At 69.3% G+C, this 13,337-nt stretch carries 10 protein-coding genes and 1 rRNA gene; 8 read left to right on the top strand and 3 right to left on the bottom strand.

Annotated features, from left to right (window positions below; translation table 11 throughout):
* Positions 1–68 precede the first annotated feature (68 nt).
* Entirely contained in the window at positions 69–1,919 is a 1,851-nt protein-coding gene (gene ilvD / locus F0344_RS20380) for a dihydroxy-acid dehydratase (RefSeq protein WP_185300139.1), read from the top strand.
* 100 nt (positions 1,920–2,019) lie between these two features.
* Here ilvD and F0344_RS20385 read toward each other — a convergent pair whose 3' ends face one another.
* The gene (locus F0344_RS20385; RefSeq protein WP_185302791.1) at positions 2,020–4,245 is read right to left on the bottom strand and encodes a protein kinase domain-containing protein; all 2,226 of its coding nucleotides are present in this window, start codon (positions 4,243–4,245) and stop codon (positions 2,020–2,022) included.
* A 123-nt stretch (positions 4,246–4,368) separates the two neighbouring features.
* Here F0344_RS20385 and F0344_RS20390 point away from each other — a divergent pair, with 123 nt between their 5' ends.
* Positions 4,369–4,671 (top strand): SH3 domain-containing protein, encoded by a 303-nt coding sequence (locus tag F0344_RS20390; protein WP_185300140.1) that lies wholly within the window; start codon positions 4,369–4,371, stop codon positions 4,669–4,671.
* A gap of 60 nt (positions 4,672–4,731) precedes the next feature.
* Positions 4,732–5,310, top strand: a complete 579-nt coding sequence (locus F0344_RS20395) for a hypothetical protein (protein ID WP_185300141.1) — start codon at positions 4,732–4,734, stop codon at positions 5,308–5,310.
* Positions 5,311–5,329: 19 nt separating this feature from the next.
* Here the strand turns inward: F0344_RS20395 and F0344_RS20400 are convergent, their stop codons facing one another.
* Complete coding sequence (locus tag F0344_RS20400; RefSeq protein WP_185300142.1) at positions 5,330–6,823, bottom strand: SulP family inorganic anion transporter; 1,494 nt, start codon at positions 6,821–6,823, stop codon at positions 5,330–5,332.
* 201 nt (positions 6,824–7,024) lie between these two features.
* Between F0344_RS20400 and F0344_RS20405 the strand changes: the two genes are divergently transcribed.
* The 3 genes from F0344_RS20405 to proC are packed head-to-tail and all read left to right on the top strand — an operon-like array spanning position 7,025 to position 9,464.
* Positions 7,025–7,837, top strand: coding sequence for an ABC transporter ATP-binding protein (locus tag F0344_RS20405; protein ID WP_185300143.1), 813 nt, complete (start codon positions 7,025–7,027; stop codon positions 7,835–7,837).
* A complete protein-coding gene (locus F0344_RS20410) occupies positions 7,834–8,595 on the top strand; it encodes an ABC transporter permease (protein ID WP_185300144.1) in 762 nt (253 codons plus the stop codon). The genes F0344_RS20405 and F0344_RS20410 overlap by 4 nt, the downstream gene beginning before the upstream one ends.
* A 59-nt stretch (positions 8,596–8,654) precedes the next feature.
* Positions 8,655–9,464 (top strand): pyrroline-5-carboxylate reductase, encoded by an 810-nt coding sequence (gene proC / locus F0344_RS20415; RefSeq protein ID WP_185300145.1) that lies wholly within the window; start codon positions 8,655–8,657, stop codon positions 9,462–9,464.
* A 3-nt stretch (positions 9,465–9,467) separates the two neighbouring features.
* Here proC and F0344_RS20420 read toward each other — a convergent pair whose 3' ends face one another.
* On the bottom strand, positions 9,468–10,052 hold the full coding sequence (locus F0344_RS20420; RefSeq protein ID WP_185300146.1) for a cysteine hydrolase family protein: 585 nt from the start codon (positions 10,050–10,052) through the stop codon (positions 9,468–9,470).
* A 74-nt stretch (positions 10,053–10,126) separates the two neighbouring features.
* Here F0344_RS20420 and F0344_RS20425 point away from each other — a divergent pair, with 74 nt between their 5' ends.
* On the top strand, positions 10,127–11,128 hold the full coding sequence (locus F0344_RS20425; protein WP_185300147.1) for a GlxA family transcriptional regulator: 1,002 nt from the start codon (positions 10,127–10,129) through the stop codon (positions 11,126–11,128).
* Positions 11,129–11,758: 630 nt separating this feature from the next.
* A 16S ribosomal RNA gene (locus tag F0344_RS20430) occupies positions 11,759–13,284 on the top strand.
* Positions 13,285–13,337 lie beyond the last annotated feature (53 nt).

A 13,337-nucleotide genomic window follows, 5' to 3' on the forward strand; every position in this document is an offset into this window, starting at 1 on the left:
TGCTGTCCAGATCGTGGAGCCGAGGCGTACGCTCGGAGACAGTCTTTTCTGTCGAAGGAGCGAGCGCGATGCCCCAGCTGAGGTCCCGCACTGTCACCCACGGCCGCAACATGGCGGGCGCCCGCGCCCTTATGCGGGCCTCGGGCGTAGCGAGCGAGGACATCGGCAAGCCGATCATCGCGGTGGCCAACTCGTTCACCGAGTTCGTCCCGGGCCACACGCACCTCGCCCCGGTCGGCCGCATCGTGTCCGACGCGATCCTGGCGGCGGGCGCGGTCCCCCGCGAGTTCAACACGATCGCGGTCGACGACGGCATCGCGATGGGCCACGGCGGCATGCTCTACAGCCTCCCCTCCCGCGACCTGATCGCCGACTCCGTCGAGTACATGGTCGAGGCGCACTGCGCGGACGCACTCATCTGCATCTCCAACTGCGACAAGATCACGCCCGGCATGCTGATGGCCGCCCTGCGCCTCAACATCCCGACGATCTTCGTCTCCGGTGGCCCGATGGAGGCAGGCAAGGCCACGCTGGTCGACGGCACGGTCCGCAGTCTCGACCTGGTCGACGCGATGTCCGAAGCGGTCAACGACAAGGTCTCGGACGAGGACATGCTCCGGATCGAGGAGAACGCCTGCCCGACCTGCGGCTCCTGTTCCGGCATGTTCACCGCCAACTCGATGAACTGCCTGGCCGAGGCCATCGGCCTGGCCCTGCCGGGCAACGGCTCGGTCCTCGCCACGCACACCGCGCGCAAGGCCCTGTACGAGAACGCCGGCCGCACGGTCGTCGAGATCACCAAGCGCCACTACGAGCAGGACGACCTGAGCGTCCTGCCGCGCAGCATCGCCACCCGCGCCGCCTTCGAGAATGCCATGGCCCTCGACATCGCGATGGGCGGCTCCACCAACACGATCCTCCACCTGCTGGCCGCCGCCCAGGAGGCCGAGCTGGACTTCGGGCTCGCGGACATGGACGCCGTCTCGCGCCGCGTCCCGTGCCTGGCCAAGGTCGCGCCGAACGTGGCCCCCGGCGGCACGTACTACATGGAGGACGTGCACCGGGCCGGCGGCATCCCCGCCATCCTCGGTGAGCTCCACCGCGGCGGCATGCTGAACGAGGACGTGCACACCGTCCACTCGGCCACGCTCACCGAGTGGCTCAAGACGTGGGACGTGCGCGGCGGTTCCCCGTCCGACGAGGCTGTCGAGCTGTGGCACGCGGCGCCCGGCTGCGTCCGCTCGGCGACCGCCTTCTCGCAGTCCGAACGCTGGGACACCCTGGACACGGACGCCGAGGGCGGCTGCATCCGCTCCGTCGAGCACGCGTACTCCAAGGACGGCGGACTGGCCGTCCTCAGGGGCAACCTCGCCGAGGACGGCTGTGTCGTGAAGACCGCCGGAGTCGACGAGTCGATCTGGACCTTCGAGGGTCCGGCCGTCGTCTGCGAGTCCCAGGACGAGGCCGTCGACAAGATCCTCCGCAAGGAGATCACCCACGGAGACGTGGTCGTCATCCGCTACGAGGGTCCGCGCGGCGGCCCCGGTATGCAGGAGATGCTCTACCCGACCTCGTTCCTGAAGGGCCGCGGCCTCGGCAAGACCTGCGCCCTCATCACGGACGGCCGCTTCTCCGGCGGTACGTCGGGCCTCTCCATCGGCCACGCCTCGCCCGAGGCCGCGTCGGGCGGCACGATCGCGCTCGTCGAGAACGGTGACCGGATCAGGATCGACATCCCGAACCGTTCCATCGAGCTCCTCGTCCCCGAAGCCGAGCTGGCCACCCGCCGCGAGGCACTGGACGGGGTCTACGCGCCGAAGAAGCGCGAGCGCAAGGTCTCGGCCGCCCTGCGCGCCTACGCGGCGATGGCGACGAGCGCGGACCGGGGCGCCGTGCGCGACGTCTCCAAGCTCGGTTGACCAGGAGCCGTACCAGTCGGCGGCGACGGCCCTGGGGCACCGGTCGGACCAACCGGGCTCCAGGGCCTCACCACTCCGTGGGCCTCACCAGTTGGCGGCCTCACCACTCGGTGGGGCCTCGCCCGTCCACCGCGAACACGGAACCGTCGGGCGCCATGCCGTACACGGTCCGCCCGAGGGCCACGGGCGCCGGCAGCGTCGATGCGTACGTGAGCTTTCCGGCCCGCAGCCGGGGCCGCGTCTGGCCCAGCAGCGTCCCGTGCTCCGTATCGACGGCCAGCAGGCGGCCGTCGGCCGCCGAGAAGCACAGCCGGTTCCCCCCTGCCAGTACCGGCCGCGAGGTCCGCCCGGCCGCGGTCGCCAGGCGCCACAGCTCGGCCTTCCCGCCTCCGGCGGTCGTATCACCGGGCCGGCCGGTGTCCATGGCGAGGAGCGTTCCGTCCCGGGCGAGCAGATACGCCGTGTCCCCGCCCATCACCACTTCCGGTTCGTTCATACGGAACGGGAGCGCCAGCCGGGTGACCGCCGTACGCGCGGGCTCGTAGCGGACGAGCCCCACGGTCTGGGCCGCCGCGTTCATGGCCGCCAGCACCAGCGCCCCGCCCGGCGCGCCCACCGGGGTGAGCGTCCCGTCCAGCCGGTGCTGCCAGGCGGTGCGTCCCGTAGCGGCCTCCAGCGCGGTGACCAGAGTCGTCGCGCCGTCGGCCGCGTGCTCGAAGGCGTACGCGATACGGGAGTCCTCGTCGTACAGCGCGTAGTCGGGCCGCAGATGGCCGGGTACCTGCCGCGCCCAGCGGGACTTCCCGGTCCTGCCGTCGAGTCCTTCGGCGGTGCCGTTCTCCCGGGTCATCAGCAGGGTGTCACCGGCCGAGAAGGGGACGCCGAGGTACGCGGACAGGTCCAGGTCCCACAGCTCCCCGCCCTTGTCCGCGTCGTACACCCGGAGCCTTTCGCCGGGATCGGAGGCATGGACGACTCCGTCGGACAGCACCCCCACCGACGGGGACTCCCCCGAGGGTGCGGGACGGGACCAGATCACGCGGCCGTCCACCGGATCGAGCAGCGCCGTACCGAACCCGGCGGCCCCGCAGTACAGCCCGCGGTCCGCTCCCGAACAGACCGGCGTCGCCCCGCCCGCCGACGGCAACGGAGTCACCCACGGTACGAAGGCAGCCGGCGCCGCCCGCCGGGCCGCGCTGCCCGCCCGCACCGAACGGTCCGCGGAACCGTCCCCGCCCCAGAGCCCCACCGTGCCCGCGGTGCCCAGTACGAGCAGCACCGCGCCCGCGGCAGCCCACCGGGACCGGCGGCCCCGCCCCGTCCACCGCTGCGCGAAACCGGAGCCGGACCGGGAGCCGGAAACCGCACCGACCGCCCGTACATGCGTCGACGTCTCCGCCCCCGAGCCCGCCCCCGAGCCCGGCACCAACGTCTGTACCGGCCCGCGCACCGGAGCCGCCCGCCGCTGCGCCGGTATGAACGCGGAGGCCTCGTACGACGGAGGCTGCAACGCGAGCGCCGCCATGATCTCGTCCGGAGTGGGCCGCTCCGCCGGGTCCTTGGCCAGACACCGCGCGACCAGCGGCGACAGATCCGCCGGCACCCCGGCGAGATCGGCCTCGTCGTGCACCACCTGGTAGGCCACGATGTACGGACTGTCCGAGTCGAAGGGCCCCCGGCCGGTCGAGGCATGGACCAGCACGGCGCCCAGAGCGAACACGTCGGCAGCGGGCCCGACCTCGCGGGGCCGCTGGAACTGCTCGGGAGCCATGTACGGCGGCGAGCCGATCAGCTTCCCGGTCTCCGTGCGCAGATCACTGTCGTACGGCCGGGAGATCCCGAAGTCGATGACCTTGGGCCCCGAGTCGGAGAGCAGCACGTTGCTCGGCTTGAGGTCGCGGTGGATGACACCCGCGCGGTGGATGTCGCGCAGTGCCTCGGCCAGGCCCGCGGTGAGCCTGCGGAGCTCGGCGGGGGCCAGCGGTCCGTTCCGCTTCACCTGTTCGGAGAGCGTCGGGCCGGGGACGTACAGCGTCGCCATCCAGGGCAGGGCGGCGGTCGGATCGGCATCGACGACCGGCGCGGTGAAGGCGCCGCTGACCCGTCGGGCCGCCGCCACCTCCTGCCGGAAGCGTGCCCGGAACTCCGGGTCCGCCGCATGCTGGCGGTGCACGATCTTCACCGCGAGCTGGAGCCCGGACGGGGAGCGCGCCAGGTGGACCACACCCATGCCGCCCGCTCCGAGACGTGCCTCGAGCCGGTACTTCCCGGCGTACTCAGGATGCTCCGCTTCCGGATCGAATCCGGTCCCTCGCAGCGGCGGCATCGCCCACCCCCGTGTGTTCGTGCGCAAGCGCGACGCACGGAGCCTAGTCGATGGTGTGTGCGATGGGGGTGGGGCTTGTTAGCCTGCGCGTCGCACGAAATGTTTCCAACGGGGGAGGCCCACATGGCCATTGAAGAGAACGTCGCCGAGGAGAGCGCGACCATCGCGTCGGACGGCGTGACGCGCTATCCGATCGCACCGGGATACCGGGTCAACGTCCGGCGCGGACCGGGCACCAAGTACGGGATCGTCCGGACGCTGCCGTACGGAATGAGCGTCCCGGTCTACTGCCAGAAGCCGGGGGAGTGGATCAGCGGCCCCTACGGCACCAGCAACCTCTGGGACAACATCGCGGACGGCCAGTTCGTCGCGGACGCGTACGTCAAGACCGGCAGCGACGGCTACGTCGCCCCGCGCTGCGACTGACGTACGGCCGCCCGCGCTGCGACTGACGGGTACCGGCTCCGCACGGGGATAATCGACCTCGTGAGCGAGAACAGCGAGACCGGCGCACCATCCGGTACGAGCCCCGGTACGAGCCCCGGTACAACCCCCGGCGCGGCCCCCGGCCCCCGGCCCGCCGGCTCCACCATGGCCGGCCCGCAGCCCGAGCCCATCCGTTTCTTCGGCACGACCTGGGTCGGCCACGACGGCGGTTACGGGCTGCGGCGGGCCGGCGTCGCCGTCGGCTCGCTCGCCGCGGCCGTCGCCGCCTGCTTCGTACTCCGGTTCGCCTACCAGGGCCTGGAGATCGCGGACGTCGGCAGCTTCGTCGGGCTGCTGGTCATCCTGATGTTCGCGATCTGCAGCGCCATCGCCTTCCGCAAGACCTGGGAGGGCTTCGGCAGCCGGCCCGCGGACCCGGCCCGCGAGGACAACCTGCGCGGCCTCAAGTCGATCGGCTTCATCGGCTCCCTGCTCGCCTACTTCTTCCGCTCGCTCACGGAGGCTCCGGGAGAGAAGCTCCGGCGTACGGAGTACGAGACCGCGCTCGCCCAGTACGCGAAGCGCCGCTCGACCCGCACCGGAAACCCGGCAGCCCGAAAGCGCCCCAAGCGCAAGTAGGGGCCACCCCGGTCCGGCCCTATCCCCCGGGCACCACACCCACGCCCGCACCCCGCACCCGCACACCTGCCGCCCGCGCCCCGGCCCACGTCTCCAGTGCGGCCGCGCTCGCGTGGTCGGTGTGCCGCAGCCCGCTCAGATCCAGCTCCACACTCCGCTCACGGGGGAGTGCCTCCAGCGCGTCGAGCAGCTTCGGCAGCCGGAGGAAGGTCGCGTTGCCCACCACCCGTACCCGGAGCGTGCCTCCCGCCTGCTCCACGCCCGTCACCTCCACATGGACATGGCTCGTGTCCCACGCGGTCTTGGCGACGGCCAGCAGCAGTCCGGCGATCACGCCCTCGAAGAGGTTCGTGGCGACGATGGTCCCGGCGGTCGCCCCGAGAACCAGCGCCTCACCGCGATGCTCACGCCAAAGCGGACCCAAGGCCCGCACGGGTACGAGCTTGCAGCCCGCGTGCACGAGCACCCCCGCCAGAGCCGCCACGGGGATCACACCCAGCGCCGAGGGCAGGGCGGTGACGAACACCAGCAGCCACACCCCGTGCAGCACCCGAGAGGCCTTGGTCCGCGCCCCCGCGTTCACATTGGCGGAGCTGCGCACGATGACGGCCGTCATCGGCAGCGCACCCAACGCCCCGCACACCGCGTTCCCCGTGCCCTGGGCGATCAGTTCCTTGTCGTAGTCCGTACGCTTCCCGGCGTGCAGCCGGTCCACGGCCGCCGCGCTGAACAGCGACTCCGCCGAGGCGATCAGCGCGAAGGCGAGGACGGTACCGATGACTCCCGCCTCCAGGAGCCGGGCCCAGTCACCGGGCCCCGGAAGCCGTACGGCGTCGAGCAGCCCGCTCACCTCGACCCGCCGCACCGGCAGCCCGAACAGTGCCGTCACCCCGGCCGCGAGCCCGACCGCGACCAGGGGAGCCGGCACGATCCGCGCGGCCCGCCGCCACTTCGGCCACACGACCAGGACGACGACGGTTCCCACGCCGAGCGCGGCGGCGGTGCCCGTCACCCCCGTACCGAGCAGCAGACCGGGCAGGCCGGTGAGCTTCTCACCCATGGAGCCGGGAGCCGTCGCGTCCGCGAGTACGTACAACTGCCCGGCGACCAGCACGAGCCCGATCCCCGCGAGCATCCCCTGCACCACCGAAACAGATACGGCCCGGAACCACCGCCCGAGCCGCAGCACCCCCAGTGCCACCTGCACCACCCCGGCGGCGAGCACCAGAACCCCGAGTGCGCCGATCCCGTACAGCTGAACCGCTTCGTAGACCAGGACGGTCAGCCCGGCGGCCGGCCCGCTGACCTGGAGACTGCTGCCGGGGAGCACTCCGGCGACCAGCCCTCCGACGATCCCGGTGATCAACCCGAGCTCGGCCGGGACCCCGGAGGCGACGGCCACGCCCACGCAGAGCGGCAGGGCGACGAGAAAGACGACGAGCGAAGCGGTGAAGTCGGCGCGAGAGACCGGGAAGCCACGCACGAAAAGGGCACCTCCATCAGCGGAAGCCATCAAGGACGACGGGTGGGAGATGCGTCGAAAGCGGGCCTGAGCGGTGAAAACGATTCTCCTTCACGGAAGCCGACCACAGGGCTCGTAAGGCGGAGCACCGGACGCGCAAAGGAGTGAATCGATCTCCTCCGCGCACGCCCCCCGGCATCGCACTCCGCCGTTCCCTTGACGAGCGGGCCGGCCGGAACCAAAATTCATCGCATGATGAATTCTATTCACGCCGGTACCCCCGAACCATCCGGGGGACCACCCGCCCCCGCCGTCGAGGCCCGCGCCCTCACCGTCGTACGAGGAGACCGCTCCGTCCTGCGCGACCTCTGCTTCTCCGTCGAACCCGGCAGGATCACCGGCCTCCTCGGCCCCTCCGGCTGCGGCAAATCCACCCTCATGCGCGCCGTCGTCGGCACCCAGGCCAAGGTCACCGGCACCCTCGACGTCCTCGGCCACCCGGCCGGACACCCCGCACTCCGCCCCCGCGTCGGCTACGTCACCCAGGCCCCGTCCATCTACACCGACCTCACCGTCCGGCAGAACCTGGACTACTTCGCGGCCGTCCTCCAGCCCGGCCGACGCCACCGTGACGCCCGCCGCGAAGCCGTCACCCGCACCATCGACGACGTCGACCTCGCCTCCCACACCGACGTCCTCGCCGGCACCCTCTCCGGCGGCCAGCTCAGCCGGGTGTCCCTCGCCGTCGCCCTCCTCGGCACACCCGAGCTCCTGGTCCTGGACGAGCCGACCGTCGGACTCGACCCCGTCCTGCGCCGCGACCTGTGGAACCTCTTCCACTTCCTCGCCGCCGAGCGCGGCACGACGGTCCTCGTCTCCTCCCACGTCATGGACGAGGCCGAGCGCTGCCACCGCCTGCTCCTGATGCGCGACGGCGAGATCCTCGCCGACGACACCCCCGCCGGCCTGCGCACCCGCACCGGCTCCGACACCGTCGAGGCAGCCTTCCTCCGCCTGGTCGACCAGGCATCGGCGACCGACACCCGCCAGGAGACGACCCGATGAACACCGCCGCCCCACGCGCCCTGACCCCCGCCCGCACCACGGCCACCGCCGCCCGCGTCCTGCGCCAGCTCGGTCACGACCCCCGCACCATCGCGCTGATGCTGCTCGTTCCGGTCCTGATGATCACGCTGCTCCGGTACGTCTTCGACGGCAGCCCCCGGACCTTCGACTCCACCGGAGCCTCGCTGCTCGGCATCTTCCCGCTGATCACGATGTTCCTGGTGACCTCGATCGCCACCCTGCGCGAACGCACCTCCGGCACCCTCGAACGCCTCCTCGCCATGCCCCTGGGCAAGGGCGACCTGATCGCCGGCTACGCCCTCGCCTTCGGCGCGGTCGCCGTCGCCCAGTCCCTCCTGGTGACCGCGCTCTCCGTCTGGGCGCTCGGCCTCGACGTCACCGGCTCACCCTGGCTGCTGCTCCTGGTCGCCCTGCTCGACGCGCTGCTCGGAACGGCCCTCGGCCTGTTCGTCTCCGCCTTCGCGGCGTCCGAGTTCCAGGCCGTCCAGTTCATGCCCGCCGTGATCTTCCCGCAGCTGCTGCTCTGCGGCCTGTTCACCCCGCGCGACCAGATGGCCCCCGCACTCGAAGCGATCTCGAACGTCCTGCCCATGTCGTACGCCGTCGACGGAATGAACGAGGTCCTCCTCCACACCGACATCACCGCCGACTTCGTCCGCGACGTCCTCGTCGTCGCGGGCTGCGCGCTTCTCGTCCTCTGTCTGGGCGCTGCCACCCTCCGTCGCCGCACGCCCTGACGGCCCGATGCGAGGATGACGCCGAGAAGACGAACGAGCACCGCCCGGAGGATGAACCCATGACCCAGACAGTCGCAGTCCTCGGCACAGGCAAGATCGGCGAGGCCCTGCTCAGCGGCATGATCCGGGCGGGCTGGCGCCCGGCCGACCTCCTCGTGACCACACGCCGCTCCGAGCGCGCCGAAGAACTCCGCACCAGGTACGGGGTCGAACCGGTCAGCAACGCCGACGCCGCCAAGAGCGCCGACACCCTCATCCTCGCCGTCAAGCCGCAGGACATGGGCAAGCTGCTCGACGAACTGGCCCCCCACCTCACCCCCGACCGCCTGGTCATCAGCGCCGCGGCCGGCATCACGACCGCGTTCATCGAGGAACGCCTCGCCGCTCACACTCCAGTCGTACGCGTCATGCCGAACACCCCCGTTCTGGTGGACGAGGGCATGTCCGTCATCTCCGGAGGCAGCGACGCCACCCCGGAGCACCTCGCCCACACCGAGGAGATCTTCGGCAGCGTCGGCAAGACCCTCCGCGTCCCCGAATCCCAGCAGGACGCCTGCACGGCACTCTCCGGCTCGGGCCCCGCGTACTTCTACTTCCTCGTCGAGGCGATGACCGACGCCGGAATCCTGCTGGGCCTGCCCCGCGCTCAGGCACACGACCTGATCGTCCAGGCCGCCATCGGCGCCGCCGTCATGCTCCGCGACAGCGGCGAACACCCGGTCAAGCTCCGCGAAGCCGTCACCAGCCCCGCCGGCACCACCATCAGCGCCATCCGGGAGCTGGAGAACCACGGCGTACGGGCCGCCCTCATCGCCGCCCTGGAAGCCGCCCGGGACCGCAGCCGCGAGCTGGCCACCGGCAACGGCTGACCGTCACCCCGCGGCGGCCACCAGCTCCGCACTCCGTACCACCCGCGCGAACCCACCGCCGTGCAGCGTCACGGCGGTGGCCCGCGCCAGCTCCCGCGCGCTCAGCTTCCACCCCCAGGGCCCCACCGCGTCGAAGGTGTACGTGGCATCCAGCGGGAAGAAGACCTCGTACCCGAGATTCCCGCCCATGCGCGCCGTCGTCTCCGCGCACATGTTCGTCTGGATCCCGGCCACGACGATCTGCCGCACCCCGGCTTCCCGCAGCCAGGAATCCAGATCGGGCGTTCCGTAGAACGCGGAGTTCACACTCTTCGTCAGGAAGAGCTCCGGCCCGCTCCCCTTCCCCCGCCGCTCCTCCACATAGCGCTTGAAGCCGTTCCCGGGATACCCCGTCCGCAGCGGCGAGCCGGGCTGGGACGAGTCATGCCGTACGAAAACGACGGGCCGCCCGGTCGACTGCCAGACATCGATCAGCCCGGCAATGTTCCGATCGGCTTCGGGATTGTTCCGTGGCCCCCAGTACGCCTCCTCCTCGAACCCTTCCTGTACGTCCACCACAACCAGCGCCGCGTTCTCCGAAATCTCCATGCCCCCGATCCTGCGCCCCCGCACACCGCCCGCACAGAGTCGCAGATGCCATCGATCGATGGTTTACTGCCACGATGTCCGCCGCCACGCGCATCGCACTCCTCACCTTTCCCGGTATAAGGGCCTTCGACGTCTCCGTCATCACGGAGGTCTGGGGCGTGGACCGCACCGACCGCGGCGTACCCGCCTTCGAGTTGCGCCGCGCGGCAGCGGACCCGGCACCGGTCCCGCTCCGCGGCGGCCTGACCCTCACCCCCGACCGCACCCTGGCCTGGCTGCCCCGCGCCGACCTGATCGTGGTCCCCGGCCTCGACGACCACGTGACACCCGCCCCGGCCCCGGTTCTCGAGGCCCTCCGCCGCGCACACACCGCAGGCACCCCGATCGCGGCGCTCTGCGGAGGAGCGTTCACCCTGGCCCAGGCCGGTCTGCTCGACGGCCGCCGAGCGGTCACCCACTGGCATCTCACCCGCCTCCTCCGCATGCACCATCCCCACGTCACGGTGGTCCAGGACGCCCTGTTCCTCCACGACGACAACATCTGGACCTCGGCCGGCACGGCAGCCGGTATCGACCTGTGCCTCCACCTGGTGCGTACGACCCAGGGCGCCGAGGCCGCCGCGACGATCGCCCGCTCGATGGTCACCGCCCCCTTCCGCACCGGGACCCAGGCCCAGTTCATCGAGCACCCCACCCCTCATACCGGTCGAGACGCCGACACCCTGGCCGAAGTACGCACCCACGCCCTGAGCCGGCTGGCCGAACCGCATACCGTCGCGACCCTCGCCGGCCACGCCGGCATGTCCCCGCGCTCCTTCGCCCGCCACTTCCGGGCGACGACGGGCACGACGCCCCTGCGCTGGCTGATCACCCAGCGCATCGCCGCAGCTCAGAAGCTCTTGGAGCGCACGGATCTGCCCCTCCCCGAAGTGGCCCGCCGTACGGGCTTCGGCAGCGAGATCACCATGCGCCAGCACTTCGCCACGCACCTCTCCCTCAGCCCCCGCGACTACCGTCTGGCCTTCCACGACGCGGTGCCACAGCCGGGGGTTGACACCCCCCGCACAGATCCGTAACATGCTCCGAGTTGTCCGACGTGAGCGCCGACCCCGGTCGGTCCCCGGACAGCCATTCCGCAAGAACCAGTCGAGCGAGCGACACCCCGTCGCACGCCTTTCTGTGTGCTTTTGCGAAATGAAGAATCCGCGTTCGAGCGAGCGTGACCCGATTAGCTTCGGGGCCCGGGATTCGCTAAAGTCTCACTCGTCGGAACGGCCCAACAGCCGGGAGGACAGCCCCACTGACTGGGAATCAGGCCCGAAAGGATCTGGTAGAGTCGGACTCGCCGGAAAGGGAAACGCGAAAGCGAGGAACTGGAAAGCGAATCCCGCTTCGACCGGGAATCGGACGCGAAAGAGTCTGATAGAGTCGGAAACGCAAGAACGAAGGGAAGCGCCCGGAGGGCCCCGGTGAAACGGGACCGAAGGAAGCGTCCGTTCCTTGAGAACTCAACAGCGTGCCAAAAGTCAACGCCAGATATGTTGATACCCCGGCCTGCTTCGGCAGGTTGGTGGTTCCTTTGAAAAGTCCTATTCCGGGCCCTCGTGGTCCGGGTAGGCAACACTAGCGAGGACGCTGTGAACGACCGGTCATATTCCGACTCGGTCGTTCCGCTCTCGTGGTGTCGTCCCGATTACGGGAAAACATTCACGGAGAGTTTGATCCTGGCTCAGGACGAACGCTGGCGGCGTGCTTAACACATGCAAGTCGAACGATGAAGCCCTTCGGGGTGGATTAGTGGCGAACGGGTGAGTAACACGTGGGCAATCTGCCCTTCACTCTGGGACAAGCCCTGGAAACGGGGTCTAATACCGGATAACACTCTGTCCTGCATGGGACGGGGTTAAAAGCTCCGGCGGTGAAGGATGAGCCCGCGGCCTATCAGCTTGTTGGTGGGGTAATGGCCTACCAAGGCGACGACGGGTAGCCGGCCTGAGAGGGCGACCGGCCACACTGGGACTGAGACACGGCCCAGACTCCTACGGGAGGCAGCAGTGGGGAATATTGCACAATGGGCGAAAGCCTGATGCAGCGACGCCGCGTGAGGGATGACGGCCTTCGGGTTGTAAACCTCTTTCAGCAGGGAAGAAGCGCAAGTGACGGTACCTGCAGAAGAAGCACCGGCTAACTACGTGCCAGCAGCCGCGGTAATACGTAGGGTGCGAGCGTTGTCCGGAATTATTGGGCGTAAAGAGCTCGTAGGCGGCTTGTCACGTCGGATGTGAAAGCTCGGGGCTTAACCCCGAGTCTGCATTCGATACGGGCTAGCTAGAGTGTGGTAGGGGAGATCGGAATTCCTGGTGTAGCGGTGAAATGCGCAGATATCAGGAGGAACACCGGTGGCGAAGGCGGATCTCTGGGCCATTACTGACGCTGAGGAGCGAAAGCGTGGGGAGCGAACAGGATTAGATACCCTGGTAGTCCACGCCGTAAACGTTGGGAACTAGGTGTTGGCGACATTCCACGTCGTCGGTGCCGCAGCTAACGCATTAAGTTCCCCGCCTGGGGAGTACGGCCGCAAGGCTAAAACTCAAAGGAATTGACGGGGGCCCGCACAAGCAGCGGAGCATGTGGCTTAATTCGACGCAACGCGAAGAACCTTACCAAGGCTTGACATATACCGGAAAGCATCAGAGATGGTGCCCCCCTTGTGGTCGGTATACAGGTGGTGCATGGCTGTCGTCAGCTCGTGTCGTGAGATGTTGGGTTAAGTCCCGCAACGAGCGCAACCCTTGTTCTGTGTTGCCAGCATGCCCTTCGGGGTGATGGGGACTCACAGGAGACTGCCGGGGTCAACTCGGAGGAAGGTGGGGACGACGTCAAGTCATCATGCCCCTTATGTCTTGGGCTGCACACGTGCTACAATGGCCGGTACAATGAGCTGCGATGCCGCGAGGCGGAGCGAATCTCAAAAAGCCGGTCTCAGTTCGGATTGGGGTCTGCAACTCGACCCCATGAAGTCGGAGTTGCTAGTAATCGCAGATCAGCATTGCTGCGGTGAATACGTTCCCGGGCCTTGTACACACCGCCCGTCACGTCACGAAAGTCGGTAACACCCGAAGCCGGTGGCCCAACCCCTTGTGGGAGGGAGCTGTCGAAGGTGGGACTGGCGATTGGGACGAAGTCGTAACAAGGTAGCCGTACCGGAAGGTGCGGCTGGATCACCTCCTTTCTAAGGAGCATCTAGGTTTCCTTCGGGGAATCCAGAGACCATTTCGTCGGCAA

This window comes from Streptomyces finlayi, assembly GCF_014216315.1.
Lineage (GTDB): Bacteria > Actinomycetota > Actinomycetes > Streptomycetales > Streptomycetaceae > Streptomyces > Streptomyces finlayi_A.

Excerpts from the sequence above, each read along its gene's own strand:
- ilvD (WP_185300139.1), top strand. The coding sequence starts at position 69 with ATGCCCCAGCTGAGGTCCCGCACTGTCACCCACGGCCGCAACATGGCG.
- F0344_RS20385 (WP_185302791.1), bottom strand. The coding sequence starts at position 4,245 with ATGCCGCCGCTGCGAGGGACCGGATTCGATCCGGAAGCGGAGCATCCT.
- F0344_RS20390 (WP_185300140.1), top strand. The coding sequence starts at position 4,369 with ATGGCCATTGAAGAGAACGTCGCCGAGGAGAGCGCGACCATCGCGTCG.
- F0344_RS20400 (WP_185300142.1), bottom strand. The coding sequence starts at position 6,823 with ATGGCTTCCGCTGATGGAGGTGCCCTTTTCGTGCGTGGCTTCCCGGTC.
- F0344_RS20405 (WP_185300143.1), top strand. The coding sequence starts at position 7,025 with ATGATGAATTCTATTCACGCCGGTACCCCCGAACCATCCGGGGGACCA.
- F0344_RS20410 (WP_185300144.1), top strand. The coding sequence starts at position 7,834 with ATGAACACCGCCGCCCCACGCGCCCTGACCCCCGCCCGCACCACGGCC.
- proC (WP_185300145.1), top strand. The coding sequence starts at position 8,655 with ATGACCCAGACAGTCGCAGTCCTCGGCACAGGCAAGATCGGCGAGGCC.
- F0344_RS20420 (WP_185300146.1), bottom strand. The coding sequence starts at position 10,052 with ATGGAGATTTCGGAGAACGCGGCGCTGGTTGTGGTGGACGTACAGGAA.
- F0344_RS20425 (WP_185300147.1), top strand. The coding sequence starts at position 10,127 with ATGTCCGCCGCCACGCGCATCGCACTCCTCACCTTTCCCGGTATAAGG.